Below are 25485 nucleotides of genomic sequence, written 5' to 3'. Positions count from 1 at the left end.
CCGCGCGGCGAGCGTCGGCAAGGTCGGGGCCCGGGCCCGCTCTGGACGAGTGAGCCCGTGGGACACGATCTTCGTCCCGCGGGCGAGGAAGGAAGAGCGGGTCTCCGAGGGCCCCGGCCGGGCGCGAGCCGCAGGACTACGTCAGTGCCAGACGTCTCTTCTCGGCCTCGACGTCGAAGTCGGCCGGCGGCCACTGGAGGTCGAGGGAGCGCAGGTGCTCGACGAGCAGCTGCGCGACGGCCCAGTTGCGGAACCACTTGCGGTCGGACGGGATGACGAACCAGGGCGCGACCTGGGTGCTGCAGCGCTCCAGGACCGCCTCGTAGGCCTCCGCGTAGGCGAGCCACTTGGCGCGCTCGTCCACGTCGCCCGGGTTGTACTTCCAGTACTTCGTCGGGTCGTCGAGCCGGGCGGCCAGCCGCTCCTTCTGGGTGGCCGAGGAGATGTGCAGGAAGCACTTCACCAGCACGGTCCCGGAGGCGACGAGGTCGGCCTCCCAGGCGTTGATCTCCTCGTACCGGGTGCTCCAGACCGCCTCCTCGACCAGCCGGTTGACCCGGACGTTGAGCACGTCCTCGTAGTGCGAGCGGTCGAAGACCCCGATGATCCCGGGCGGCGGGAGCTCGCGCTCGACCCGCCACAGGTAGGGGTGCCGGCGCTCCTCGGCCGTCGGGGCCTTGAACGCCTTGATCCGCACCCCCTGCGGGTCGACCATGCCGATGGCGTGCCGGAGGACGCCGCCCTTGCCCGCGGTGTCCATGCCCTGCAGGACCAGCAGCACCCGCCGGGCGCCGGGCAGCCCGGCCCGTCCGGTCGCGTACAGCCGCTCCTGCAGGTCGGACAGCTCGGGCTGGAGCGCGGCGGTCAGGGCGGGCGCGTCGGCCTTGCTGCCCGCGAAGCCGGTCGTCGCCGCCGGGTCGAGGGTGCCGAGGTCCACCGGACCGGCCGGCAGCCGCAGCAGCTCGGTCAGCGGCTGGGTGACGGGCACCGGCTCCTGGGGCTTGCTCTTCTTGGCCATGCGGGCGATTGTGCCCGACGGGCCGCCCGGGCCGGGGCGGCGGAGGCACGGACGGGGTGTGCGAGGGTGAGCCGTGACCCGCCCCGCGCTGCAGCTGATCTTCGACCGGACCGGCCGGGCGGCCGGGGTCGACCTCGACGACGCCGCCCTCGTGGAGCTGTACCGCTACCCCGACGACGGCCGGCGACGGCTGCGCACCAACTTCATCTCCTCCCTCGACGGCTCGGTCCAGGGCACCGACGGGCGCTCGGGCGGGATCGCGACCGCGAGCGACCAGCACGTCTTCGCGCTGCACCGGGCGCTGGCCGACGCCGTCGTCGTCGGGGCCAGCACGGCCCGCTCCGAGGGCTACCGCGCCGTCGACCTGCAGCCCTGGCAGCGTGAGCTGCGGGCGTCCCTGGGCCTGGCCCCGTTCCCGGCGCTGGTCGTCGTCACCGCCAGCGCCCGGCTGGACCCCGCCATGGCGACCCCAGCCGAGGGCGACGGCGGCCCGGTGCTGGTGCTGACCACCAGCGGCAAGGCCGACGCCGACCTGGGGCCGCTGCGGGACGCGGGCATCGAGGTGCGCGAGGAGGGTGAGGAGCTGGACCTCGGCGCGGCGCTGGACCGCCTGGCGGGCGCCGGCTGGCCGCGGCTGCTCTGCGAGGGTGGACCCGGGCTGCACCGCGCGCTGCTGGCCGCCGGGCTGGTGGACGAGCTGTCCCTGACGCTCGCGCCGGTCGTGGTGGGTGGGCAGGGGCTGCGCTCCACGAGCGGCGCGGCGCTGGACGGCGCCCTGCCGTTCGAGCTCGCGTTCGCCCTGCACGGGGCCGACGGGACGCTGTTCACGAGCTACCGGGCGCGGACGGCCGGCGCGCCGTCCCTCCCCTGAGCTGGCCGGACCTTCAGGGGCGGTTGTCGTGCAGCCAGCGGGCGAGCTCGGGGTCGCTGGTCAGACCGGTGCGCTCGTCGTAGCTGGGGTTGCGGGCGAGGATGCGCTGCAGGCGCTCCTGCTCGGCCGCGGGCGCCCACCAGCCCGGGCGCGAGGTCTCCTGGTTCCAGCGGCGCTGGCCGGCGCGCTCCAGCCGCACGACCGAGGCGAACAGGACGGCGACCAGCAGGGCCGCGACGCCGATGACCAGCCAGGGGGTGTCGAACATGTGCAGGTGCCTCTCGAAGACCGTGACCGCCGACCCCCGAGCTGGGGCAGCGGGTGGACGATCCCTGCGGCGACGTGCGACCGCGCGGCCGTCCCGCCGCTGGCGTGACCCCCCGATCCGCGCCAGTTGCGCAGCGGTCGAACACCCCGCCGGAAGGAAGTACACCAACTCTTCGCAGCGCTTTCCGGGGAAGCCCTCGCCGTGTCTACTAGTTGCCATGTCCTAAAGCGGACACGGCTCCCGGGGGGGTTCAGGAACACCCGCGGGGGTACAGAGGCGGCGAGGTGTCGTGGTTGACAGCCCAGAGCCGCCACCGCACCTGAAGGCTGAGGGCTGGTTGAACAGCCAGCTGGCCCCTGGTCCTCCTCCGCCCGCGTCGGGTGCCGCGCCGATGACCCTCGACGAGGCCGAGGCCTCTCCCGCGGGCCCGGTCCGCCGGTGCGACCCAGCCGCCGTCACCACGCCGTCCCCGGGCGATGAGGCACAGTGGACGCCATGGACCTGTCCGACCCGCTGACCCTGGTGCTCGTGCTGCTCGGCCTGCTCGCCCTGCTGGGGGTGGCCGGGGTCGGTCTCGTGATGTGGCGCTACGCCATCCCGCCGCGTGGCCTGGTCGCGATGGTCGGGGCCCTGGTCTACCTGGTCAGCCCGGTCGACGTGCTGCCCGAGGTGGTGCTCGGACCGATCGGACTGCTCGACGACGCCGGCGCGGTCACCGCCGCCGCGGTCTTCGTCTACAAGCTCGTGAAAGTCGCCCAGCGGCTCCAGGACGCGGGGGTGGAGCGGCCCCGGCGCCGGCACGCCCGCGCGGCCGACCGCGCCGGGTCTCGCAGCCGGTGAGGGCGCGGGGCGCTCACCGGGCATCCCCGGGGTGCCCGCCTGCTGAGCGTGGTGCACGCAGGCGTCGCAGGCGAGCCCGGCCGGACGGCACGCTCGGCGTCTGCCCCTCCGCCCGACGCGCGGCTCAGGTCTCCCGGGTGCGGGCCGGGAGCTCGAGGCAGGCTCGGCCGCCCCGACCGGGTCTCGGGGAGAGCACGAGGCGGCCGCCGTGCCAGGCCGCGACGGCTGAGGCCAGGGCGAGACCCAACCCCTGGCCGTCGGGCGGCCGCGGCCGGTGGGTGTCTCGTCCGGACGGCGGCGCGGGTCGGCCATCCTCGTCCGCGTCGGGGTCGGCGCCCTGGTGGGTCACCTCGATCCGTGTCCCTGTCTCGGTGGTGGTCGAGGCGACCCCGACCGTCGACTGGTCGGCCGCCTGCGCCAGCGCGTCGTCCAGCAGCCTGCGGAGCGCCAGGCGGAGGCGGCGGGAGTCAGCCACGCAGCTCTGCGCCGGTTCACCGCTGACGACCAGCTGAACGCCTCGTCGAGCTGCGCGGTCGCCGTACGTCACCACCTCGTCGGCGACCAGCTCGGAGAGGTCGACGACGTCCAGGGTGTGCGGGTCCGGTCCCACGCACGCCACGTCCAGCAGCGCGCAGACCTCGACGACCACGTCGTTGAGCCGCTCAGCGGCTCGCAGCAGGCATGCGAGCGACTGGCGCACCTCCGGGGGGAGCTCGTCCTCCCGGTCCGTCAACAGCTCGGCGTGACCCAGCACCACCGTGAGGGGCGTGCGCAGGTGGTGGTTGACGCTTCCCACCAACCCGCGGTGGAGCTCGTGGTGGACCGCCACCGGGCCGCGCGGGGGCGTCGCCGCTCGATCGGACGTCGGTGGAGGCCCCGACCCCACATGACTCTTCGACACCTGGCCTCCTGCGATCTCGCGCGGGCCGCCCCCGCGCCTGCCGGTGCATCCGGGATTCGGAGCCGGCCGGAGGGCGCCTTGCCGCCCGGGGGGAGGCCAGGAGCAAGGCGCCACGAGGGCTCTCGGTCAGAGGGCCTCGCCTCGAGGATGACGCAGCCGACATCCCCCCGGGGGGTCGTCTGCGCCCTCGTGCGCGATCTGGCTGAGAGACCGCGCTGCGGGGCGCACCTCATCGCCGTAGGACCCGGGCGAGCCGCCTAGGATGTGTCCGCAGAGCCTGGGACGCCGACACCCGAGCCAGCCGAGGGTCCCGCCAGCTGCCCGACGGCGCTGCGGTCGAGACCGGCCCCCTCGCTCTGGACACTGCAGGGAGGACGAGCGTGGACGCCATTCCTGACGCGGGCGCCCGGCCCGGAACGGACGAGAGCCGATCGAGGAGGATGCCCTACACGCGGCGCAGGACGGACGACCGCGACGAGGCCGAGCGGATCCTCAGCGACCTCTACCTACCGAACCGCCTCGACCTCTCCCGAAGTTCCGCCGCCCTGGGCATGGAGGTGGCCGGGCTGCACCTCGGAGCACTCACCGTCGGCCGGCTGACCTACGGGCGACCGGCACGTGTGCGCACGGCTGAGGCCGAGAACTTCCACGTCAACGTCGCCCTGCGTGGTCGGGCGGTCTCCCGGAGCGGGAGCGGCGAGCCGGTGTCGACGACCCGGGGCGAGGCTCTCGTCTTCCCACCTGGCGCGCCCGCCGAGATGTCCTGGTCGGCCGACTGCGAGCAGCTGTGCTTGATGGTTCCCCGGGACCGCCTGGAGTCCGAGCTCGAGCACCTGCTCGGTCGATCCCTCACCGGTCGGCTGACCTTCGACTTCACCGCTGACCTGGGCACTCCCCTCGGGCGGCGCTGGCGGACCGTGCTGAACCTTCTCGTCGAGGAGCTCGACCACCCGACGGACGTCGGCGGGAACCCGCTCGTGGCGAGGCACGTCGAAGCGCTCGTCCTCGACGGCCTCCTGCTCGCGCACCCGCACAGCCACAGCGACGCGACGACCCGGGAACGGCCCGCCAGGTGGGGCCCCGCCGTCAGGCGCGCGGTCGAGCTGATGGAGGAGCGACCGTGCGAGCCGTGGACCACCGTCCGGCTGGCCACGGCGGTGCACCTCAGCGTCAGGGGGCTGCAGGAGGGGTTCCAGCGGGACCTCGCCACGACGCCGATGACGTACCTGCGGCGGATCCGGCTGCGCCGGGCACGCGTGGCGCTCGAGGCGGCCGAACGGAGCTCGACGACGGTCGGCGCCATCGCCGTCAGCGTCGGGATCCTGCACCGGGGCCGCTTCGCCGCCGCCTACCACGACGCGTTCGGCGAGAGTCCCTCGGACACGCTCAACCGTCCGGTATGACCGCCTGCCGATCGCCGGGTCCCGAGGCGGACGCCACGCCGGCTGCCGGTGGGCGACCCACGTCCACGTCGACGACCTCGCACCAGCGGCCCGTCGGTCGGGGGGACGACGACCGCTCGCCCCCCGCCCCGGGGCGACCAGGGGCGCAGGAAGGAGGCCGGCCCTGGGTCAGAACGCGGGCCTGCGGCGCCGTGGGCCCCCGGTCTAGGAGTGCGCGCTGCGCGTGGACGTCAGCAGTGCGGGTGGGATGTAGAGCCCGCGCCGTTGGGCTCGGACGGCGGCGAGTGCGCGGGTGTCGGCGTCGAGCTTGGTGAGGATGTGCTCGACGTGGCTGGCGATGGTGCGCTGGCTGACGCCGAGGCGATGGGCGGCTGGCGCGTTGTGGAACCCGGCGATGAGCAGCCCGAGGACCTCGAGCTCGCGGTGCGACAGCCCGTGCAGGTCGCCGCACGGGGAGAGCACGACGATCGCCACCAGGTGGTGCGGGGCGTCGTCGGGCAGCTCCAGGGCGGTCACCCGCAGGTGGTGGCCGAGCTCGGCGGGTGCGGCGACCAGGAACGAGGTCCGGGGGCCGTCGAGCATCTCGCAGGCCTCGGCCAGCACCGGCGAGCCGGCGCGCAGCGCGGCGTGGCCGGGCAGCCCGGGCAGGGCCCGGACGTCGCCTGACCGGGTGAGGATCACCGCAGCGGTCGCCCCGTGCACCAGCCGCGCCGCCGCGGCGACCGAGAGCAGGGGGTCGACGGCTCGGCCCAGCGCCGGCCCCAGCGCCGCGAACAGGTCTCGGGCTGCAGCCGACGGCACCGTCGGGCTCCCGGTGAACAGGCCCAGGAACCCCAGGTGCCGGCCGTCGGCGGAGAACAGGCACATCCCCAGACCCTCGCGGAAGCCGGCGGGCAGGAGGCACTCGGCCCAGGACCGCAGCTCGCTGGCGGGCGAGGGGAAGTCGGCGACCCGCAGAGGTTGGTGGGAGCGGGTCATCCCGAGTCGTTCGATCTCGTCGACCAGGACCGGGCCGTTGAGGTAGGCGGCGGTGCGCCGGTCCCACCCGGTGCTGATGAGCGAGCGGTGTCCGCGTCGGTCCTCGTCGCGCAGCGCCAGCCACGCCCCGTCGAACGGCAGCAGGCGTTGCAGCGGTTCGAGCAGCGCCGTCGCGCGTTCGACCGGGCTGTCAGGGGCTGCCGCGATCCGCGACACCTGGGCCGCGATGTCTCCCACGTCCGCTGATCGGTGCATGGCTTGCCACATCTACCGCCGCCGCGCCAGCTGGCCATGTCGGTCGTTCTGCCGATGCGCCGCGGTGCGGGTCTGGGGTTGGCTGACGCTGTGAGGGCCGCGGTGCCTGTTGATGGTACCGGGGAGCCTTCCGGACACTGAGCGGGGCAGGAGCAGCGATGAAGGCACTGGTTTACGAGGGGCCGCGGCAGGTCAGCGTGAAGGAGGTCCCCGACGCGAGGATCGAGCGTCCGACGGACGTGCTGGTGCGGATCACGACCACCAACATCTGCGGGTCGGACCTGCACATGTACGAGGGCCGCACCGACTTCGAGACCGGCCGGTGGTTCGGCCACGAGAACCTCGGCGAGGTGGTCGAGGTGGGCCCCGGAGTGGACAAGGTCAAGGTCGGCGAGCGCGTGGTGCTGCCGTTCAACATCTCCTGCGGGTTCTGCAAGAACTGCGAGCGGGGGTTCACCAACTACTGCCTGACCACCCAGCCCGACCCGCAGCTGGCGGGAGCGGCGTACGGGTTCGCCGACATGGGGCCCTACCAGGGCGGGCAGGCCGAGCTGCTGCGGGTGCCCTACGGGGACCACAACTGCCTGCGCCTGGGGGAGGACGCGGCCGAGCGGGAGAACGACTACGTCATGGTGGCCGACATCTTCCCGACCGGGTACCACGCCACCGAGCTGGCCGGCGTCGTGCCGGGCGACTCGGTCGTGATCTACGGCGCGGGCCCGGTCGGGCTGATGGCCGCCTACTCGGCGACGATCAAGGGCGCCGGCAAGGTGATGGTGGTCGACCGGCACCCCGACCGGCTGCGGCTGGCGGAGAGCATCGGGGCCATCGCGATCGACGACAGCAAGACCGATCCGGTCCAGGCCGTGCTGGAGGAGACGATGGGCCTGGGCGCGGACCGGGGCTGTGAGTGCGTGGGGTACCAGGCGCACGACCCGCAGGGCTCGGAGGACCCGAGCATGACGCTGAACAACCTGGTCAAGTCGGTGCGGTTCACCGGGGGCATCGGTTCGGTCGGCGTCTACGTCCCGCAGGACCCGGGCGGCCGGGACGAGCTGGCCCAGCAGGGTCAGGTGGCGTTCGACTACGGCCTGCACTGGTTCAAGGGCCAGACGCTGGGCTCGGGGCAGTGCCCGGTCAAGAAGTACAACCGGCGGCTGCGCGACCTCATCGCCGCCGGCAAGGCCACCCCCTCCTTCATCGTCAGCCACGAGCTGCCGCTGGAGCAGGGGCCCGACGCCTACGCCCACTTCGACGCCCGCGACGACGGCTGGACCAAGGTCCTGCTCAAGCCGGGCCTGGCCACGGGCTGACAGGCCGGCGACACGCGTTGCTGGTGCGCGTGCGGCGGTCGGACCTGACCGCCGCACGCTGCCCCGGCAGCGCCGACCGCTTCTGGCCGCGCCGACCGCGGCCGTCCCCCTCGACCGCAACGGCGAGGTCACGGCAGGTGAAGGAGATCTCATGGCAGGCGAACTGAACGGCAAGCGGGTGGCGATCCTGGCCGCAGACGGCGTGGAGCGGGTGGAGCTGGAGCAGCCCCGGCAGGCGCTGGACCAGGCGGGCGCACGCACCGAGCTGCTCTCGCTGCACGACGGGGTGATCCAGGCGCGCAACAACGACCTCGACGCGGCCGGCACGTTCGAGGTCGACGCGCTGGTGCGTTCGGCGGCCGTGGAGGACTACGACGCGTTGCTGCTGCCGGGTGGGACGGTCAACCCGGACAAGCTGCGGGTCGACGAGGCTGCTGTGCGCTTCGTCCGGGAGTTCGTGGCGTCCGGGAAGCCGGTCGCGTCGATCTGCCACGGGCCGTGGACGCTGCTGGAAGCCGGCGTGGTGTCCGGCCGGACCCTGACCTCGTTCCCGAGCATCCGGACCGACCTGCGCAACGCCGGTGCCACCGTGGTCGACCAGGAGGTCGCCACCGACGGCAACCTCATCACCAGCAGGTCCCCTGACGACCTGCCCGCGTTCTGCGAGGCGATCGTGCAGACGTTCGCCCGCGCCGGTGCCGTCGCCGGTGGTGCCCGGTGACTCCGCGCGTGGTCAGCACAGCGGCGCTGGGGCTGGCGGGAGGCGCCGCCGTGCTGGTCCGAGAGCTCCAGCGCCGGGCGGCAGGACGTGCGGGTGAGGCCGCGGAACCGCGGTCGCGGTGGCGGGCCGTCACCATCAACCGGAGCCCGGAGGACGTCATGCCCGACGACCGCGTTCCCGCTCCGCTGGACGAGCTCGGCGACCTCGTCGAGGTCGAGGTGCGTCCTGCGCCAGGCGGGAGAGGCAGCGAGCTCCGGGCCCGGCTCCGCAGCTCCGAGCCCCAGGGAGCGGCCTCGGCGGCCGCGAGGCTGTCGGGCGACGACCCCCGGCAGCGGGTGCGGGCCGCGTTGCGGGAGGCGAAGCAGCTGATCGAGGTGGGCGAGGTGCTGCGCGTCGACCCGGCACCGCACGGCCACCGCGCGCCGACCCCGACCGGCAAGCTCGTCGAGCTCGCCACGCAGCGTGCCGCCGGGGAGGGAGTGCTGTGAAGGCTCTGTGCTGGACCGGCGTCAACGAGACCGCCGTCGAGACCGTCGACGACCCGACGATCCTCAACGACCGCGACATCATCCTCAAGGTGCGGCTGACCACGACCTGCGGCTCCGACCTGCACCTGCTCGGCGGCTACATCCCGACCATGCGCGCCGGGGACGTGCTCGGCCACGAGTTCATGGGCGAGGTCGCCGAGGTCGGCAAGGCCGTCCGCAACCACCGGGTGGGCGACCGGGTCACCGTCTGCTCGTTCATCGCGTGCGGGCAGTGCTGGTACTGCTCCCAGCAGCTGTTCTCGCTGTGCGACAACGGCAACCCCAACCCGGCCCTCACCGAAGGGATGTGGGGCAGCGCCATCGGCGGCTGCTTCGCCTACAGCCACGCCCTGGGCGGGTTCGCCGGCAGCCACGCCGAGTACGTGCGCGTCCCCTACGCCGACCAGGGCGCCTTCGCCGTCCCGGACGCGGTCTCGGACCTGGCGGCGCTGTTCGCCTCCGACGCCGCCCCGACCGGCTGGACCGGGGCCGACCTCGCCGGCATCACCCCCGGCGACACCGTCGCGGTGTGGGGCGCCGGCGGGGTCGGGCAGATGGCGGCCCGCGGCGCGATGCTGATGGGCGCCGACCAGGTGATCGTCATCGACCGGTTGCCCGAACGCCTCCAGCAGGTGCGCCAGCACATCGGCGCCGACACCCTGGACTACACCCAGGACAGCGTCCTGGCCGAGCTGAAGGAACGCACCGGCGGCCGCGGCCCCGACGTCTGCATCGAGGCCGTCGGGATGGAGGCGCACGGCACCGGCCCCCAGTACCTGTACGACCAGCTCAAGCAGCAGCTACGGCTGCAGTCCGACCGGCCCACCGCCCTGCGCGAGGCCATCTACGCCTGCCGCAAAGGCGGCAGTCTGTTCGCCCTCGGCGTCTTCGGCGGGCTCGTCGACAAGTTCCCCTTCGGCGCCATCATGAACAAGGGCATGACCGTCCGCGGCGCCCAGCAGCACGGGCACCGCTACATCCCCCGGATCCTGCAGCACATCGCCGACGGCGAGCTCAGCACCGAACACCTCGCCACCCACGTGATGCCCCTGGACCAGGCCCCCCAGGGCTACCAGATGTTCAAGGACAAGCAGGACGGCTGCGTGCGCGCGGTCTTCCAGCCCCACGGGACGACCGGCTCCCCGTCGTGACCCGGCCTGGCCTCGAGCCGCCCGCCCGGTGGCGGTCCGGGGCGACCGGGTCGACCGCGGTGACCCGGCAGAAGGTGCTGCTCGCCGTGCGCGACAGCCTGTGGCTGGTGCCGCTGCTGTGCCTGGCGGCTGGCGTCGGCCTCTGCGCCGCCGCCGCCGCGGTCGACCGGGCCACCGGGAACGACCTGGTCCCGCGCTGGGTGACGGGGACACCCAGCGCGGCTCAGACGGTGCTCAGCACCATCGTCACCTCGCTGGTCACGCTGATCACGCTGGTGCTCACCGTCATCACGGTGGCGGTGCAGCTCGCGATGGGACAGTTCTCCCCCCGGATCGTCGGTGCCCTGCTGCACGACCGCACCAGCCAGTACACCCATGGCCTCTTCGCGGCGACGCTGGTCTACGCCCTGCTCGCGCTGCCGCAGGTGGACGACACCGCCGGCGGCGGCGAGGGCTACGTGCCCGGGCTGACCATGCTCCTCGCCCACCTGCTCATGCTGGCCAGCGTCGTCGCCCTCGTGCTGTACGTGCACCACGCCGGTCAGACCCTGCGGGTCGCCGGACTCATCGACCTCGTCGGGGACCACCTGCACGAGGAGCTGAACCGCATCTACCCCGCCGACCCCACGGCCCAGCCCGACCCGGACCCGCAGGTGATCCCCGCCCCGGAGCCGGGGGTCGTCGTCCAGATCGACGTCGAGAACCTCGTCGCGGCGGCCACGGCCGCCGACTGCTCGCTGCGGCTGGTCCCGGCGATGGGTGACTTCGTCTGCGCCAACGCGCCGCTGCTCCTGGTCGACGCCGGCGACGGCACCCGGCTGGACGCCCGGCACGTCGCCGGCCTGGTGGCCCTGGGCAACGAGCGCTCCTACCCGGAGGACCCGGCCTACGGGTTCCGCCAGCTCGTCGACATCGCCGAACGCGGGGTCTCCGACCCCTTCGGCGACCCCACCACGACGGTGCAGGCTGTCGACCGGCTGCACGACGCCCTGCGCCAGCTGGCAACCCGCACGATCCCCACCGGCGAGCATCGCGACGGGCAGGGGACCCTGCGTCTCGTCACACCCGCGCTGGACTGGACCGGCTACGTCCGCCTCGCCTTCGACGAGCTCCACATCGCCGGAGCCGGCTCCCCCCAGGTCGCCCGGCGGCTGCGCGCGGCCCTGGAGGACCTCAAGACCGTGGCACCGGCGGAGCGCCAGCCCGAGCTCGACCGCCAGCTCGAGCTGCTGACCCTGGGCGTGGAGCAGGCCTTCGCCGGCGACCGCGACATCGGCAACGCGCTGGTCGCCGACCAGCAGGGCCTCGGTTCCGGACCCGACCTCCTGGTGCAGGCGGGGCGCAACCGGCTGGACGGTCCCCTGGGGGCTGGCCTCCGGCACAGGCGGTGAGCACGGAGCCGATCCCCCGGCCTGGTGACCCGGTCCCCGGCCGGCGCCGGCTCACCGGGTCGTGGTGCCGCGACTAGTCCATCTGCTCGTTCGCCCGCGTCTCGGCCGTCATCCGGCTGGGCTGCACCCGGGCCGGCTCGCCGGGCATCTTGGGGTAGTCCGGCGGGTAGGGCATCTCGGCGCCGCCGTAGCGTCCGGTGCCGAGGTCGCGGACGTCGCGCTCGTACATCTCCAGGGCCGCGCCCAGGTCGCCCGGCTCACTGACGTAGAACGGGGCCCAGGCGTCTCCCACCGCGGCGAACCGGGTGAGCATCGTCGGGATGGTGAAGTCCTCCGGCTGCACGTCGGGCAGCTCCGCCCAGGTGAGCGGCGCCGAGACGACCGCCCGCGGCGTCGGCCGGATGGAGTAGGCCGAGGCGATGGTGCGGTCCCGCGCCATCTGGTTGAAGTCGACGAAGATCCGCTCCCCCCGCTCCTCCTTCCACCAGTTGATGGTCACGTGGTCCGGCATCCGGCGGGCCAGCTCGCGGCCCAGCGCGATCACCGCGTGCCGGGCCTGCACGAAGTCGTGCTCCGGCCGGACCGGGACGAAGACGTGCACCCCACGGCCGCCGCTGGTCTTGCAGAACCCGGTCAGCCCGGCGTCCTCGAGCACCTGGCGCAGCTCGAGCGCGGCGCGGACGGCGTCGGAGAAGTCGGTGCCCGGTTGGGGGTCCAGGTCGATCCGCAGCTGGTCGACCAGGTCGTGGCTCGTCCGGCTCACCGGCCACGGGTGGTAGCGCAGCGTCCCCAGGTTGGCCATCCAGGCGATCGTGGCCAGCTCGGTCACGCAGACCTGGCTGGCGGTGCGGCCCGAGGGGAAGGTGACGGTGACCGTCTCCACCCAGTCCGGCATGCCCTTGGCCGGTGCACGCTTCTGGTAGAAGGCGTCGTGGTTGGCCCCGGTGCGGGTGCTGAGGGTGACGTCGGGGCGGTAGCCGCCCGGCCAGCGCTCCATGGTGACCGGCCGCTCCCGCAGGGCGGCGAAGATCCCGTCGCCCACGGCCAGCACGTACTCGACCACCTGGCGCTTGGTCAGCCCGACCTCCGGGAAGTACAGCTTGTCCGGGCTGGTCAGCCGCACCGTGCGCTCACCGACCGTCAGCTCGATCGCGGGGTTGGCGGCCATGGCCGGAGCATAGCGACGGGACCGGAACATCGGAGCCCGCGGCTAGGTTGAGGGGGCAGAACTTCGAGGAGGACGCATGACCGATGTGACCAACAGCAACAACGCCGCCGCCGACCAGGTCGGCAAGATCGTCAGGTCCGAGGACCAGTGGCGCCAGCAGCTCAGCCGGGCCGAGTACAAGGTGCTCCGCGAGGCGGGCACGGAGCGCGCCTTCACGGGCGAGTACACCGACACCAAGACCGAGGGCGTCTACTCCTGCCGCGCGTGCGGCACGGAGCTCTTCCGCAGCGAGACCAAGTTCGACTCGCACTGCGGCTGGCCGTCGTTCTACGCGCCGATGGAGGGTCGGGTGCGCTACATCGAGGACACCACCCTGGGCATGAAGCGGGTCGAGGTGCGCTGCACCGCCTGCGACTCCCACCTGGGCCACGTCTTCGACGACGGCTACGGCACCCCGACCGGGCAGCGCTACTGCATCAACTCGATCAGCATGCGGCTCACCCCCGCCGAGGGCTGATCCCGGCGCCCTGAGCCCGTCAGCTCGACGGGCTCAGGCCACGGGGCTCACCAGGACGCGACGATCTCCGCCAGCTCCCGTCGCCGTCCGGTGTAGAACGGCACCTCCTCGCGGGTGTGCCGCCGCGCCTCGGCCGCCCGCAGGGCCCGCATCAGGTCGACGATGCGGTGCAGCTCCGGGGCCTCGAAGGCGAGGATCCACTCGTAGTCGCCCAGGGCGAACGACGACACCGTGTTCGCCCGGACGTCCGGGTACGGCCGGGCCAGCATGCCGTGCTCGGCCAGCATCGCCCGCCGCTCCTGCTCCGGCAGCAGGTACCACTCGTAGGAGCGGACGAACGGGTACACGCAGAGGTAGCCCGAGGGCTCCTCGTCGGCCATGAACGCGGGCACGTGCCCCTTGTTGAACTCCGCCGGGCGGTGCAGCGCGAGCTGCGACCAGACCGGCTCCAGGTGCTTCCCGAGCGTCGAGCGCCGGAGGGCGTGGTAGGCCTCCTGCAGCGTGTCGGAGTCGGCTGCGTGCCACCACACCATGAGGTCGGCGTCCGCCCGGAGCCCGGCGACGTCGTACCAGCCGCGGACCACGAGGTCGGTGCCCTCGGTCGCCTTCTGCACCGCCTCCAGCGCGTCGGCGGCGCTGGCGCCCGCCGGCTCCTCCGGCGTGCCGGTCCGGCGGAACACCGACCACATCGTGTACCGGATGGTGTCGTTGATCTCGCGCGCCTTCATCGCTGGCTCTCCTGTCGTCGTGCTGCTGTGCTGAGGTCGTGACGATCTCGATCATGGTCGCCGGGACCAAGATCACCGATGATCTTGGTCGCGGCGGTGTCGGCGGAGGCCAGGCAGGCGGCGATCCCGACGCCGTCGAGCGCCGCGCCGGCCAGGGCCAGCCCCGGGACGGCGGCCAGCTGGGTGCGCAGGTCCGCGACCAGGTCGCGGTGACCGACCCGGTACTGCGGCAGCGCGCCGCCCCAGCGGGTCAGCCGTCGGTGCAGGACCTGCACACCGTGCCAGCCCGGCAGCGTGCCCACCTCGGCGACCGTGCGGTCCAGCAGGGGCTCGTCCGGCAGCTGCAGCACCTCGGCCTCCCCGGCCCGTCCGACGCTGGCCCGGACGACGGCGACGCCGGGACCCCAGGTGCGCTCGGCCTGCTCGCGCACCCAGGCCCACTTGACCGAGGAGTGGGTGAGCGCCTTGACGGTGGGCAGCTCGCCCGGCGGGATCAGCAGGCCGGAGCGCTCGGTGTCGAGCCCGCGCACCACCAGGGTCACGACGGCGACCGACGCGTAGGGGACGGCGGCGAGCGCCTCCGCGCCGGCCAGCAGGCCGACGGCCAGCCGACCGGACGGGCCGGCCGGTGCGGCGAGCACGACGCCGTCGACGTCGAGGGTCGCCGCGCCGGGGACGAGCTCCAGCCGCCAGCCGCGGTCGACGCGGGAGAGCCCCCGGACCACGGTGCCCGTCCGCAGGTCGGCGCCCCGGCCGGCCAGGTCGGCCACCAGCGCCCGGACCAGGGAGCTGACCCCGCCGACCAGGCCGGCGAACACCGGGCTGCCCGGGCTGGGGCGCAGGGCGGACCGGGCGTGCCCCAGCAGGGAGCCGCCGGTCCGGGCGCGGGCGAACAGGTCCGGCATCACGGCGGCGAAGGAGAGGTCGCGGGAACGGCCGGCGTACACCCCACCCAGCAGCGGCTCGAGCAGCCGGTCGGTCACCTCGGCGCCGAACCGCTCCTCGACGTGGGCGCCGACGCCGACGTCACCGGCCAGCGGCGGCCCCGGACGGTCGGGCTCGGTCCGCGCGAAGGCCAGGGCCGCCGGCGACAGCAGGTCGGCCAGCGCGTCGAGGTCGACCGGCACCCCCTGCAGCGACGGCGGCATGGCGTGCAGCCGGCCGCCCACCAGCAGCTGGGGCTTCGCCGCGGTCGGGTGCACCCGCTCCCCCGCCAGCCCCAGGTCCTCGATCAGCGCCAGGGCCTCCGGACGCCGGGCCAGCACCGACTCCGCCCCGGTGTCCAGCGCCAGGTCCTCGACGAGGGTGCGGTCGAGCTTGCCGCCCCACCGCGGGCCCTGCTCCAGCACGGTGACGTCCAGCCCGGCCAGCAGCAGCCGGCGGGCGGCGGCCAGCCCGCTGATGCCGCCGCCGACGACGGCGACGGAGGTCACGGGTGCCCGGCCGCTACCAGGCCGGCCCGCTCCCGCACCGAGGCGCGGAGCGCGGGGCCCTCGTCCTGCACCAGCTCGACCACCCGGGCCAGCACGGCGGGGTCGGTGTCCGGCGGCACGCCGTGCCCGAGGTTGAACACGTGACCGGGCGCCTCGGCGCCGGACCGGACGACGTCGCGGACCCGCTCCGCGAGCACCGGCCACGGCGCCCCGAGCAGCGCGGGGTCGAGGTTGCCCTGGACGGCGTAGGCCGGCCCGATCCGGCGGCTGGCCTCCGCCAGCGGGATCCGCCAGTCGACGCCGACGACGTCCGCCCCGGCCGCGCCCATCGAGCCGAGCAGCTCACCCGTGCCGACGCCGAAGTGGATCCGCGGCACCCCGCGGTCGGCGACCCGCTGCAGCACCCGCGCCGAGTACGGCTGGGCGTAGCGCGCGTAGTCGGCCGCGGACAGGCTGCCGGCCCAGGAGTCGAATAGCTGGACGGCGCTCGCCCCGGCGCCGACCTGCACCTCGAGGAAGGCGCCGGCGATGTCGGCGAGAGCGGTGCACAGCCGGTCCCACAGGTCGGGCCGGCCGACCATCATCGCCTTGGTGCGGGCGTAGTCCTTGCTGGGCCCGCCCTCGACGAGGTAGCTGGCGAGGGTGAAGGGCGCGCCCGCGAAGCCGATCAGCGGTGTCGCCCCCAGCTCGGCGACCAGCAGCTGCACGGCCTCGGTCACGTAGCCGACGTCGTCGGGCTGCAGCGGCCGCAGCGCGGCGAGGTCGGCCTCGTCGCGGACGGGCGAGCCCATCACCGGCCCCCGGCCGGGCACGATGTCGAGGTCGACGCCCACCGCCTTGAGCGGCACCATGATGTCGGAGTAGAAGATGGCGGCGTCGACGCCGTAGCGGCGGACGGGCTGCAGGGTGATCTCGGCGACCAGCTCGGGCCGCATGCAGCTCTCCAGCATCGGGATGCCCTCGCGCACCCGCTTGTACTCCGGCAGCGAGCGCCCGGCCTGCCGCATGAACCACACCGGCACCCGGTCCTCGGGCTGGTCGCGCCGGCAGGCGTGGACGAAGACCGAGTCGGCCGGCTTCGGCGCGAGGGGTGCGGCAGGGGTGGACACGGCCCCATCGTTTCACGGTCGCGGAAACCGGCGCGTCGCAGGCGAGGCGGCCGAGCCGCGCGGCATACGCTCCTCGGGTGGCAGCCAGAAGCGACACGGCTCCTGCCCCGGACGCCTTCCGGCGGGCCGTGCAGGACCTGCTCTCGGCGCCCTGGCGCCCCGAGCTCGAGGTCGACGAGATGCCCGCCCCGCAGCGCATCGCCCCCTTTTCCGCCGCGGTCGCCGCGGACGTCCTGGTGGGCGGCGAGGAGGTCGGCAGCGGCCGCCTGGTGCTGCTGCACGACCCCGCCGGCAACGCTGCCTGGCAGGGCACCTTCCGCTGCGTCACCTTCGCCCGCGCCGACGTCGACCCCGAGATGGTGACCGACCCCCTGCTCGCCCAGGTGGGCTGGTCCTGGCTGCTCGACGCCCTCGCCGGGCACGGCGCGGCGTTCGAGGCGCCGAGCGGCACCGTCACCTCCGTGGCCAGCGAGTCGTTCGGCGGGATGGCCGAGGAGCCGCCCCGGGCCGAGATCGAGGTCCGCGCCTCGTGGACGCCCCAGCTGGTCGACGGCGTGGGACTCGCCCCGCACCTCGCCGCCTGGTCAGAGCTACTGTGTACGACGGCAGGCCTGCCCCCGCTGCCTGCCGGGGTGGTGCCCATGCCGTCCCGCCGCACACCCCCGAGCCGAAGCCCACGGAGACGTTGACCGCGCCAGACCCCCGCCCCGCCCCCGAGCCGTTCCCCGTCCCCGTGACCGGTAGCGCCGAGCCACCCCTCGACGAGGTCGCCGAGCCCGAGGTCCCGCTGCTGACCCAGCCGGCGGACGGGGTCCCGGAGGTCGTCAGCACGCCGGAGGCCCTGGCCGCGACGATCGCGGCCCTGGTCGCCGGCAGCGGCCCGCTCGCCGTCGACGCCGAGCGCGCGCACGGCTTCCGCTACAGCCAGCGCGCCTACCTGATCCAGCTGCGCCGCGCGGGCGCGGGCACCCACCTCGTGGACCCCATCGCCTTCGGCACGCCGGCGGACCTGTCCCCCCTGGGCGAGGCGCTGGCCGACGCCGAGTGGGTCGTGCACGCCGCCAGCCAGGACCTGCCCTGCCTGTTCGAGGTCGGCCTGGTGCCGCGGACGCTCTTCGACACCGAGCTCGCGGCCCGCCTGCTCGGGTACCCCCGCGTCGCCCTCGGCACGATGATCGAGGAGTTCTTCGGGGTCCGGCTGCTGAAGGAGCACTCGGCCTCGGACTGGTCCACCCGGCCGCTGCCGCCGGAGTGGCTGACCTACGCGGCCCTCGACGTCGAGCTGCTGGTGGAGCTGCGCGACAAGCTGGCCGACGAGCTGGTCCGCACCGGCAAGGACACCTGGGCCCGGCAGGAGTTCGCCGCGCTGGTGGCCGGGGCCGGGATCGCCCCCGAACCGCGCACCGACCCGTGGCGGCGGACGTCCGGCATCCACCGGGTGCGGACCCGCCGCGGCCTCGGCTACGTCGCCGAGCTCTGGTACGCCCGCGACGACATCGCGCGCGGGCTGGACCGGGCCCCCGGCAAGATCCTGCCCGACGCGGCCATCAGCGAGATCGCCGCCGCGACCACCCCGGGCCGCGCCTCGATGCGGCAGATCCCGGCGTTCAGCCGCCGCCAGGCCAAGCGCTACGAGTCGACCTGGGTGGACGCCCTGGAGACCGTCGGGCAGCGGGCGGAGACCGGCCTGCCGCCGCTGCACGTCCCGAACGACGGCCCGCCGCAGCCGCGGCTGTGGGCGGCCCGCGACCCCGAGGCGGCCGCCCGGCTGAACGCGGTCCGGGAGGCCCTGGGCGCGAAGGCAGCGGAGCTGGAGCTGCCGGTGGAGAACCTGCTGACCCCGGACTACGTCCGTCGGCTGGCCTGGCGCCCGCCGCAGCCCCTGACGGAGGCGTCCGTCGACGCGGCGCTGGCGGCCTCGGGCGCGCGGCCCTGGCAGCGCGAGCTGACCGTGCCGCTGATCACCCCGCTGCTGCAGCCGCCGGCGCCGGACGCCGACTGAGCCTGAACCCGGTCGCGCCCGGGGCTGACGGCTAAGTTACCGACGAGTAATATGTGGCGCATGCCGTCTGCTTCCCGTGAGGTCGTCTTCGTCGACGGCGTGCGCACCCCGTTCGGAAAGGCCGGGTCGCTCTACGCCGAGACCCGTGCCGACGACCTCGTCGTCAACTGCATCCGCGAGCTGCTGCGCCGCCATCCCGAGCTGCCGCCCGAGCGGGTGGACGAGGTGGCCGTCGCCGCCACCACCCAGACCGGCGACCAGGGCCTGACCATCGGGCGGACGGCGGCGCTGCTCGCCGGGCTGCCGAGGTCGGTGCCCGGCTTCGCCATCGACCGGATGTGCGCCGGTGCGATGACCGCGGTCACGACCACGGCGTCGGGGATCGCCTTCGGCGCCTACGACGTCGTCGTCGCCGGCGGCGTGGAGCACATGGGCCGCCACCCGATGGGCGAGGGCATCGACCCCAACCCGCGGATCGTCGCCGAGAAGCTGGTCGACCAGTCCGCCCTGGTGATGGGCGCGACGGCGGAGAACCTGCACGACCGCTTCCCCGGCATCACCCGGGAGCGCGCCGACGCGTTCGCCGTGCTGAGCCAGCAGCGCGTCGCCCAGGCCTACGCCGACGGCGTGATCCAGGAGTCGCTGGTCACCGTCGCCACCCGCAGCTCCACGCTGGGCTGGGGCCTGGCCACCGCGGACGAGCCACCGCGCCCGGGGACGACCGCCGGGGGGCTGGCGCGTCTCCGCACCCCGTTCCGGCCGCACGGCCGGGTCACGGCCGGCAACGCCGCCGGCCTGAACGACGGCGCCGCCGCCGCCCTGCTCGCCGCGGAGGACGTCGCGACCGAGCTCGGACTCCCGGTGGCCATGCGCCTGGTGGGCTTCGCCTTCGCCGGCGTCGACCCCGAGGTGATGGGCGTCGGACCCATCCCGGCCACCGAGAAGGCGCTGGCCAGGGCCGGGCTCACCATCGACGACATCGGCGCGTTCGAGATCAACGAGGCGTTCGCGGTCCAGGTGCTGGCCTTCCTCGACCACTTCGGCCTCGACGCCGAGGACCCCCGGGTCAACCCCTACGGCGGCGCCATCGCCCTCGGCCACCCGCTGGCCAGCTCCGGCGTCCGGTTGATGATCCACCTGGCCCGGCAGTTCCGCGAGCGGCCCGACGTCCGCTACGGGATCACGACCATGTGCATCGGCCTCGGCATGGGCGGCACCGTCATCTGGGAGAACCCGCACTTCGCCGGGGACGAGGAGCGGTGATGGGCCCCGAGGAGCTGCAGCGGCTGATCGCCGAGGCGTCCGCCGTGAGCGAGCGGGAGGTGGTGACGCACGCGCTGAGCCGCGACATCAGGCTCCCCCACGACGGCCGGACCCTGGTGCTGATCACCCTGGACAACGGGCAGGACCACACCCGGCCCAACACCTTCGGGCCGCGCGGCCTCGGCGAGCTCGCCGCCGCCCTGGACGCCGCGACCGCCCGCGCGGACGTGGCCGCGATCGCCGTCACCGGCAAGCCGTTCATCCTCGCCGCCGGCGCGGACCTCAGCGGGCTGCCCACGATCACCCGGCGCGCGCAGGCCCTGGCGATCGCGCGGATCGGGCACGCCGTGTTCGACAAGCTGCACAGCGCGCCGAAGCCCACCTTCGCGTTCGTGAACGGGCTGGCCCTGGGCGGCGGGCTCGAGATCGCGCTGCACTGCGACTTCCGCACCGTCTCCGCCGCGGCGGCGGGCATCGGCCTGCCCGAGTGCTTCCTGGGGATGTTCCCGGGCTGGGGCGGCGCCTACCTGCTGCCGAACCTCGTCGGTGCGGACCGTGCCGTGCAGGTGATCGTGGAGAACGCGCTCAACCAGAACACGATGCTGACGGGTGTCCAGGCTGCGCGGCTCGGCCTCGCCGATGCCCTCTTCGAGGGCGCCGACTTCCTCGAGCGCTCGCTCGACTGGGCCGGCCGCATCCTGGCCGGCACCACCGCCGTGGAGCGGCCGGACGTCGACCGCGGGGAGGCCTGGGACGCCGCGGTGGCGCGCGGTCGCGCCGTCGCCGACGCCAAGGTGGCCGGGGCGGCGCCGGGCCCCTACAAGGCCCTGGAGCTGATCGCGGCCGCGAAGACCGCGGAGCGGGCCGCCGCGTTCGCCGCCGAGGACGAGGGCCTGGCCGACCTGCTGATGAGCCCCGAGCTCCGGGCCGGCCTCTACGCCTTCGACCTGGTGCAGAAGCGGGCGCGCAAGCCCGCGGGCGCACCCGACGCGACGCTGGCGCGGTCCGTGGGCAAGGTCGGCGTCGTCGGCGCGGGGCTGATGGCCAGCCAGCTGGCGCTGCTGTTCCTGCGCCGCCTGGAGGTGCCCGTCGTCATCTCCGACCTCGACGCCGGCCGGGTCGAGCAGGCCCTGGGCCGCATCGGCGGGGAGATCGACACGCTCGTGGCGAAGCGGCGGCTCTCCCCGGACGGGGCGAACCGGCTGCGCGCCCTGCTCTCCGGCACCACCGACCTGGCCGACTACGCCGACTGCGACCTCGTCGTCGAGGCCGTCTTCGAGGAGCTGGAGATCAAGCAGCAGGTCTTCGCCCAGCTGGAGGAGCACGTCGGCCCGGGCTGCGTGCTCGCGACCAACACCTCCTCGCTGTCGGTCACCGCGATGGCCGCCGGCCTGGAGCACCCGGAGCGCGTCGTCGGGTTCCATTTCTTCAACCCCGTCGCCGTGCTGCCGCTGCTGGAGGTCGTCCGGGCCGAGCGGACCGACGACGCCACGGTCGCGACGGCCCTGCGGGTGGCGAAGGACCTGCGGAAGAACGCGGTGCTCGTGCAGGACGCTCCCGCGTTCGTGGTCAACCGGCTGCTCACCCGCCTCACCAGCGTGCTGTTCGCGGCCGTCGACGAGGGCACGCCCGTGACCGAGGCCGACCGTGCGCTCGCGCCGCTGGGTCTGCCGATGTCCCCGATGGCGCTGCTGCAGCTGGTCGGACCGGCCATCGCGCTGCACGTCGGGGAGTCGCTGCACACCGCCTTCGGCGACCGGTTCCCGGTCTCGCCCAACCTGCAGGCCCTCGTGGCGTCGGGGAAGCCGGGTGTGTACGACTGGACGGCCGACGGCAAGCCCTACGTCAGCGAGGAGACCGCGGCGCTGTTCACGCTGGGCGACCGGCCGAGCAGCCGCGACGAGGTGCGGGACCGGGCCCTGGACGCGCTCGCCGAGGAGATCGGGCTGATGCTCGCCGAGGGCGTCGTCGCGGCGCCGATGGACGTCGACCTCTGCCTCGTCCTCGGCGCCGGCTGGCCGTTCCACCTGGGCGGCATCACGCCCTACCTCGACCGCGAGGGCGTCTCCGAGCGGGTCCTGGGCCGCCGCTTCCTGCCGGCCGGCGTCGCCTCGGTGGCCTCGGCCTGACGCGAGCGGCCCTGGCCCGACCGGCCCTGGCCTGGCTGACCGACGCTGGCCCGAGCCGACCACCGCTGCCCGAGCCTGACCACCGCCGGTCCCCAGCCTGACCACCGCTGCCTGAGCCTGTCGAAGGCACCGCGACCAGCTCAGCGCGCGCACTCGCCCCCGGGAGGCGTGAGCTGGCTCAGGCCGCGAGGGCGGCTTCGAGGTCGCCGGCGATCTCGTCGGGGGTGGTGCCGGGAGCGTAGCGGCGCACGACGCGGCCGTCGCGGTCGACGAGGAACTTGGTGAAGTTCCACTCCACCGCCTCGCCCGACTCGGCGGGCTGCTCGGTGCGCAGCCAGCGGTACAGCGGGTGGGCCTCGTCGCCGTTGACCTCGATCTTGGCGAACAGCGGGAAGGTGACGCCGAAGTTCAGCTCGCAGAAGTCGGCGATCTCCGCCTCGTCGCCCGGCTCCTGGTGGCCGAACTGGTCGCACGGGAAGCCGAGGACGGTCAGACCGTCGGCCTGGTAGCGGGTCCAGAGCTGCTCGAGGCCCGCGTACTGGGGGGTGAGGCCGCACTGCGAGGCGGTGTTCACCACCAGCACGACCTGGCCGGCGTAGTCGGACAGCGGGACCTCGGTCCCGGTGATGGCGCGGGCGGAGAAGTCGGAGAGGGTCGGCACCCGGCCAGCGTAGGCACGCGTCGGGACCGATCCGTCGGCAGGCCCAGGGAGCGGAACGGCTCGGTGACCGGGACCGCTCAGGGCAGGGGCAGCCCGAACTGCGTGCGGACGCCGCGGGAGAACAGCACCGAGTCCGGCGGGGTGGCGGCCAGCCCCGGCAGCCCGGCGGCGGCGAGCAGGTCGTCGTCGAGCTCCAGCAGCTCAGCCTGCTGCAGCGGCCAGCGGGGGTGGGTGTTGGGCAGGTAGCGCGTCGCACCCCAGGCCCGGGTGTGCAGGGCCCAGCGGGCGGTGAGGAAGTCGGCCAGCGGGTCGTCCTGGACGACGGCGGTGCCCACCCGGACGACGACCCGGTTGGCCGCCCCGCGCGGACCGGGCCAGCGGCGGCGGCTGGTGTAGGTGAGGACGTCGGTCTGCTGCCGCACACGCATCCGCGCCCAGGTGTAGGGCAGGTTCAGCGCCAGCCGGGAGCCCAGCACGAAGGCCAGCCGCTCGCACTCCAGCGAGCCGAACACGACCCCGCGCCGACCACGCCCGTCGACGGCGTAGAACCGCACGTTGGTCTCCGCGAACGTCCCCAACCACGGCAGCGGGTGGCCGGTGCCGAACCCGGCGCCGCGCATCCGGAAGGGGATCAGGCCGACGTAGGTCGCGCCGTCGTGCAGGTCCGGGCGGGTGCCGGCGGGCAGCAGGGGCGCGACCCGCTCGGGGTCGACGCGCCAGTGCAGGAAGGCGAGATCGGTCCAGGCCTGGTCGAGCACGGCCCGGCCCGGCAGCGGGGCCCCGGCGGCCGCGAGGGGCTGGGGATCGGCCCAGGAGGCGGCGGTCGTCACTCCTGCGGCGTGCTGCGGGCGACGTCGCCGACGGCGTCGGCGGGCTGCGGCTCGTGGCTGAGCACGGCCTCGACGGCGTAGCGGGCGATGGCCTGGGGCGTCAGCCCCAGGTCCTCCAGCAGCTCGGCACGGCTGCCGTGCTCGAGGAACTCCTGGGCGATGCCGAACTCCCGCAACGGGGTGGCGACCTCGGCGCGGCGGAGCTCCTGGGCCAGCCGGGCGCCGCAGCCGCCGACCACGCCGTTGTCCTCCACGGTGATCACCAGCTCGTGCTGGCCGGCCAGGGTGACCAGTGCGGGGTTGACCGGCAGCACCCACACCGGGTCGACCACGGTGACGCCGATGCCCTGGTCGGAGAGCCTCTCGCCGACGGCCACGGCCGTGCCCGCCAGCTGACCGATGCCGACGACCAGCACCCGCGGCTGCTCGGTGCGCACCAGCACGTCGAGCCCGTCGACCTGGTCGACGGCGTCGAGGTCGGCCGGGACAGCGTCCTTGGAGTAGCGGACGACGCTGGGCGCGTCGTCGATGGTGACCGCGGTGCCGAGCGCCTCCCGCAGCCGGGTCCCGTCCCGCGGGGCGGCGAGGTGCAGGCCGGGGACGAGCTGCAGCAACGACATGTCCCACATGCCGTGGTGGCTGGCGCCGTCCGGACCCGTGACGCCCGCACGGTCGAGCACGAACGTCACACCGCAGCGGTGCATCGCCACGTCCAGCAGGACCTGGTCGAAGGCGCGGTTGAGGAACGTCGCGTAGAGGGCGATGACCGGGTGCAGGCCGCCCATCGCCATCCCGGCCGCGGAGGTCACGGCGTGCTGCTCGGCGATGCCGACGTCGAAGGTGCGTTCGGGGAAGGCGGCCTGGAACCGGTGCAGGCCGGTCGGGTAGGTCATCGCCGCGGTGACGGCCACGAGGTTCTCGTGCCGGCGGCCGAGCTCCACCAGCTCGGTGGAGAAGATGTCGGTCCACGTCTGCCCGGTGGCGGCCACCAGCGCCTGCCCCGTGCTGGCGTTGATCTTGCCGACCGCGTGGAAGTGGTCCTCCTCGTGCATCTCCGCCGCCGCGTAGCCCCGGCCCTTGTGCGTGAGCGCGTGCACCAGGACCGGGCCGCCGTACTGCCGGGCGTGCTGCAGGGCCTGCTCGACCGCGGCCGTGTCGTGGCCGTCGATGGGGCCGATGTACTTGAGGCCGAGGTCGGAGAACATCCCCTGCGGGGCCAGCACGTCCTTCAACCCGCTCTTGATGCCGTGCAGGATGTCGTAGGCCGCCGACCCGACGATCGGCGCACGGCTGACGCTGCGCTTGACCACGTCGAGCACCTGCTCGTAGCGCGGGTTGGTCCGCAGGGCGGCGAGCTGCTTGGCCAGCCCACCGACGGTCGGGGTGTAGGACCGGCCGTTGTCGTTGACCACCACGACGAGCGGCAGGTCGTCGGAGGCCGCGATGTTGTTCAGCGCCTCCCAGGCCATCCCACCGGTCAGCGAGCCGTCGCCGACGAAGGCGACGACCGTGCCGGGCAGCCCCTGCAGCCGCTTGGCCTTGGCCAACCCCTCCGCGTAGGAGAGCGCGGTGGAGGCGTGGCTGTTCTCGACCCAGTCGTGCTCGGACTCGGCCCGGCTGGGGTAGCCCGCCAGCCCGCCGCGCTGCCGCAGCGTCGGGAACAGCCCCTGGCGGCCGGTGAGGATCTTGTGCACGTAGCTCTGGTGGCCGGTGTCGAACACGAAGGGGTCGCGCGGGGACTCGAACACGCGGTGCATCGCGATGGTCAGCTCGACGACGCCGAGGTTCGGCCCGAGGTGGCCGCCGGTCTGGCTGACGTTCTCGATCAGGAAGCGGCGGATCTCCGCGCTCAGCTGCTCCATCTGCCCCGGGGCGAGCGCCCGCAGGTCCTGGGGGCTGTGCAGGGTGCTCAGCAGTCCGGAGGCGGGTGACATGGCCCCGAGTTTACGTCGTCGACGCCGTCCGTCCGGGGTCCCCGCCCGCCCGGGGCGTGTGAGTCGGGTCGCCT

Annotated in this window: 24 protein-coding genes; 13 read left to right on the top strand and 11 right to left on the bottom strand. The window is 74.1% G+C overall.

Going from position 1 to position 25485, the window contains the following annotated elements:
• Positions 1-136: 136 nt before the first annotated feature.
• Complete coding sequence (locus tag BLT72_RS08745; protein ID WP_091412085.1) at positions 137-1018, bottom strand: PPK2 family polyphosphate kinase; 882 nt, start codon at positions 1016-1018, stop codon at positions 137-139.
• A 73-nt stretch (positions 1019-1091) separates the two neighbouring features.
• Here BLT72_RS08745 and BLT72_RS08740 point away from each other — a divergent pair, with 73 nt between their 5' ends.
• The gene (locus tag BLT72_RS08740; RefSeq protein WP_091412083.1) at positions 1092-1889 is read left to right on the top strand and encodes a dihydrofolate reductase family protein; all 798 of its coding nucleotides are present in this window, start codon (positions 1092-1094) and stop codon (positions 1887-1889) included.
• 13 nt (positions 1890-1902) lie between these two features.
• Here the strand turns inward: BLT72_RS08740 and BLT72_RS08735 are convergent, their stop codons facing one another.
• Positions 1903-2157, bottom strand: a complete 255-nt coding sequence (locus BLT72_RS08735; RefSeq protein ID WP_091412080.1) for a hypothetical protein — start codon at positions 2155-2157, stop codon at positions 1903-1905.
• A gap of 495 nt (positions 2158-2652) precedes the next feature.
• On the opposite strand from BLT72_RS08735, the gene BLT72_RS08730 reads away from it, so the two are divergent.
• Entirely contained in the window at positions 2653-2997 is a 345-nt protein-coding gene (locus BLT72_RS08730) for a YkvA family protein (protein ID WP_197677239.1), read from the top strand.
• A gap of 124 nt (positions 2998-3121) precedes the next feature.
• On the opposite strand, the gene BLT72_RS08725 is transcribed toward BLT72_RS08730, so the two are convergent.
• Entirely contained in the window at positions 3122-3793 is a 672-nt protein-coding gene (locus BLT72_RS08725; protein ID WP_172826045.1) for a sensor histidine kinase, read from the bottom strand.
• A gap of 545 nt (positions 3794-4338) precedes the next feature.
• On the opposite strand from BLT72_RS08725, the gene BLT72_RS08720 reads away from it, so the two are divergent.
• Positions 4339-5301, top strand: coding sequence for an AraC family transcriptional regulator (locus tag BLT72_RS08720; protein WP_091412076.1), 963 nt, complete (start codon positions 4339-4341; stop codon positions 5299-5301).
• Positions 5302-5505: 204 nt separating this feature from the next.
• On the opposite strand, the gene BLT72_RS08715 is transcribed toward BLT72_RS08720, so the two are convergent.
• Positions 5506-6516 (bottom strand): helix-turn-helix transcriptional regulator, encoded by a 1011-nt coding sequence (locus BLT72_RS08715; protein WP_157720364.1) that lies wholly within the window; start codon positions 6514-6516, stop codon positions 5506-5508.
• A gap of 176 nt (positions 6517-6692) precedes the next feature.
• On the opposite strand from BLT72_RS08715, the gene BLT72_RS08710 reads away from it, so the two are divergent.
• The 5 genes from BLT72_RS08710 (at position 6693) to BLT72_RS08690 (ending at position 11637) form a co-directional block, all read left to right on the top strand.
• Positions 6693-7847 (top strand): glutathione-independent formaldehyde dehydrogenase, encoded by a 1155-nt coding sequence (locus tag BLT72_RS08710; RefSeq protein WP_091412072.1) that lies wholly within the window; start codon positions 6693-6695, stop codon positions 7845-7847.
• Between the two features lie 151 nt (positions 7848-7998).
• The gene (locus tag BLT72_RS08705; protein WP_091412070.1) at positions 7999-8568 is read left to right on the top strand and encodes a type 1 glutamine amidotransferase domain-containing protein; all 570 of its coding nucleotides are present in this window, start codon (positions 7999-8001) and stop codon (positions 8566-8568) included.
• A gap of 8 nt (positions 8569-8576) precedes the next feature.
• The gene (locus BLT72_RS08700) at positions 8577-9056 is read left to right on the top strand and encodes a hypothetical protein (RefSeq protein WP_197677238.1); all 480 of its coding nucleotides are present in this window, start codon (positions 8577-8579) and stop codon (positions 9054-9056) included.
• Positions 9053-10246, top strand: coding sequence for a zinc-dependent alcohol dehydrogenase (locus BLT72_RS08695; protein ID WP_091412066.1), 1194 nt, complete (start codon positions 9053-9055; stop codon positions 10244-10246). The genes BLT72_RS08700 and BLT72_RS08695 overlap by 4 nt, the downstream gene beginning before the upstream one ends.
• Positions 10243-11637: a DUF2254 domain-containing protein gene (locus BLT72_RS08690; RefSeq protein WP_157720363.1), complete on the top strand. Its 1395-nt coding sequence runs from the start codon at positions 10243-10245 to the stop codon at positions 11635-11637. The genes BLT72_RS08695 and BLT72_RS08690 overlap by 4 nt, the downstream gene beginning before the upstream one ends.
• Before the next feature lie 73 nt (positions 11638-11710).
• Here the strand turns inward: BLT72_RS08690 and BLT72_RS08685 are convergent, their stop codons facing one another.
• Entirely contained in the window at positions 11711-12805 is a 1095-nt protein-coding gene (locus tag BLT72_RS08685) for a DNA polymerase domain-containing protein (protein WP_091412063.1), read from the bottom strand.
• A 76-nt stretch (positions 12806-12881) separates the two neighbouring features.
• Between BLT72_RS08685 and msrB the strand changes: the two genes are divergently transcribed.
• The gene (gene msrB / locus BLT72_RS08680; protein ID WP_091412061.1) at positions 12882-13322 is read left to right on the top strand and encodes a peptide-methionine (R)-S-oxide reductase MsrB; all 441 of its coding nucleotides are present in this window, start codon (positions 12882-12884) and stop codon (positions 13320-13322) included.
• 47 nt (positions 13323-13369) lie between these two features.
• Here msrB and hemQ read toward each other — a convergent pair whose 3' ends face one another.
• Genes hemQ through hemE form a run of 3 tightly spaced genes read right to left on the bottom strand, consistent with a single transcriptional unit; the run spans position 13370 to position 16592 of the window.
• Positions 13370-14050 carry a hydrogen peroxide-dependent heme synthase gene (gene hemQ / locus BLT72_RS08675; RefSeq protein WP_091412059.1) on the bottom strand — a complete coding sequence of 227 codons (681 nt, stop codon included), beginning with the start codon at positions 14048-14050 and terminating at the stop codon, positions 13370-13372.
• Positions 14047-15483, bottom strand: coding sequence for a protoporphyrinogen oxidase (gene hemG, locus BLT72_RS08670; RefSeq protein WP_091412057.1), 1437 nt, complete (start codon positions 15481-15483; stop codon positions 14047-14049). Before hemG ends, hemQ begins: the two co-directional genes overlap by 4 nt.
• Entirely contained in the window at positions 15480-16592 is a 1113-nt protein-coding gene (gene hemE, locus BLT72_RS08665) for a uroporphyrinogen decarboxylase (RefSeq protein WP_091412055.1), read from the bottom strand. Before hemE ends, hemG begins: the two co-directional genes overlap by 4 nt.
• Positions 16593-16669: 77 nt before the next feature.
• Here hemE and BLT72_RS08660 point away from each other — a divergent pair, with 77 nt between their 5' ends.
• From BLT72_RS08660 to BLT72_RS08645, 4 genes are read left to right on the top strand one after another with little or no spacing between them, the layout of a single operon-like run.
• Positions 16670-17281: a DUF3000 domain-containing protein gene (locus BLT72_RS08660; RefSeq protein ID WP_091412053.1), complete on the top strand. Its 612-nt coding sequence runs from the start codon at positions 16670-16672 to the stop codon at positions 17279-17281.
• Positions 17282-17325: 44 nt separating this feature from the next.
• Positions 17326-18594 (top strand): ribonuclease D, encoded by a 1269-nt coding sequence (locus BLT72_RS08655; protein ID WP_091412051.1) that lies wholly within the window; start codon positions 17326-17328, stop codon positions 18592-18594.
• A 60-nt stretch (positions 18595-18654) separates the two neighbouring features.
• On the top strand, positions 18655-19857 hold the full coding sequence (locus BLT72_RS08650) for a thiolase family protein (RefSeq protein WP_091417042.1): 1203 nt from the start codon (positions 18655-18657) through the stop codon (positions 19855-19857).
• Positions 19857-21986 (top strand): 3-hydroxyacyl-CoA dehydrogenase NAD-binding domain-containing protein, encoded by a 2130-nt coding sequence (locus BLT72_RS08645; protein WP_091412048.1) that lies wholly within the window; start codon positions 19857-19859, stop codon positions 21984-21986. The genes BLT72_RS08650 and BLT72_RS08645 overlap by 1 nt, the downstream gene beginning before the upstream one ends.
• Before the next feature lie 178 nt (positions 21987-22164).
• Here the strand turns inward: BLT72_RS08645 and BLT72_RS08640 are convergent, their stop codons facing one another.
• The 3 genes from BLT72_RS08640 to dxs form a co-directional block, all read right to left on the bottom strand.
• Positions 22165-22647, bottom strand: a complete 483-nt coding sequence (locus BLT72_RS08640) for a glutathione peroxidase (RefSeq protein WP_091412046.1) — start codon at positions 22645-22647, stop codon at positions 22165-22167.
• 77 nt (positions 22648-22724) lie between these two features.
• Entirely contained in the window at positions 22725-23477 is a 753-nt protein-coding gene (locus tag BLT72_RS08635) for a YqjF family protein (RefSeq protein WP_172826044.1), read from the bottom strand.
• Entirely contained in the window at positions 23474-25411 is a 1938-nt protein-coding gene (gene dxs / locus BLT72_RS08630) for a 1-deoxy-D-xylulose-5-phosphate synthase (RefSeq protein WP_091412044.1), read from the bottom strand. The genes BLT72_RS08635 and dxs overlap by 4 nt, the downstream gene beginning before the upstream one ends.
• Positions 25412-25485 lie beyond the last annotated feature (74 nt).

Origin of the sequence: Friedmanniella luteola (genome assembly GCF_900105065.1) — a bacterium.
In the GTDB taxonomy this organism is placed as follows: Bacteria; Actinomycetota; Actinomycetes; order Propionibacteriales; family Propionibacteriaceae; genus Microlunatus; species Microlunatus luteolus.
This window is presented reverse-complemented; position numbering and strand designations above follow the sequence as displayed.

What these genes read in the sequence shown, in the direction of transcription:
- hemQ (WP_091412059.1), bottom strand. Translation starts at nt 14,050, where the DNA reads ATGAAGGCGCGCGAGATCAACGACACCATCCGGTACACGATGTGGTCG.
- BLT72_RS08745 (WP_091412085.1), bottom strand. Translation starts at nt 1,018, where the DNA reads ATGGCCAAGAAGAGCAAGCCCCAGGAGCCGGTGCCCGTCACCCAGCCG.
- msrB (WP_091412061.1), top strand. Translation starts at nt 12,882, where the DNA reads ATGACCGATGTGACCAACAGCAACAACGCCGCCGCCGACCAGGTCGGC.
- BLT72_RS08650 (WP_091417042.1), top strand. Translation starts at nt 18,655, where the DNA reads ATGCCGTCTGCTTCCCGTGAGGTCGTCTTCGTCGACGGCGTGCGCACC.
- dxs (WP_091412044.1), bottom strand. Translation starts at nt 25,411, where the DNA reads ATGTCACCCGCCTCCGGACTGCTGAGCACCCTGCACAGCCCCCAGGAC.
- BLT72_RS08685 (WP_091412063.1), bottom strand. Translation starts at nt 12,805, where the DNA reads ATGGCCGCCAACCCCGCGATCGAGCTGACGGTCGGTGAGCGCACGGTG.
- BLT72_RS08720 (WP_091412076.1), top strand. Translation starts at nt 4,339, where the DNA reads ATGCCCTACACGCGGCGCAGGACGGACGACCGCGACGAGGCCGAGCGG.
- BLT72_RS08705 (WP_091412070.1), top strand. Translation starts at nt 7,999, where the DNA reads ATGGCAGGCGAACTGAACGGCAAGCGGGTGGCGATCCTGGCCGCAGAC.
- BLT72_RS08645 (WP_091412048.1), top strand. Translation starts at nt 19,857, where the DNA reads ATGGGCCCCGAGGAGCTGCAGCGGCTGATCGCCGAGGCGTCCGCCGTG.
- BLT72_RS08730 (WP_197677239.1), top strand. Translation starts at nt 2,653, where the DNA reads ATGGACCTGTCCGACCCGCTGACCCTGGTGCTCGTGCTGCTCGGCCTG.
- BLT72_RS08710 (WP_091412072.1), top strand. Translation starts at nt 6,693, where the DNA reads ATGAAGGCACTGGTTTACGAGGGGCCGCGGCAGGTCAGCGTGAAGGAG.
- BLT72_RS08735 (WP_091412080.1), bottom strand. Translation starts at nt 2,157, where the DNA reads ATGTTCGACACCCCCTGGCTGGTCATCGGCGTCGCGGCCCTGCTGGTC.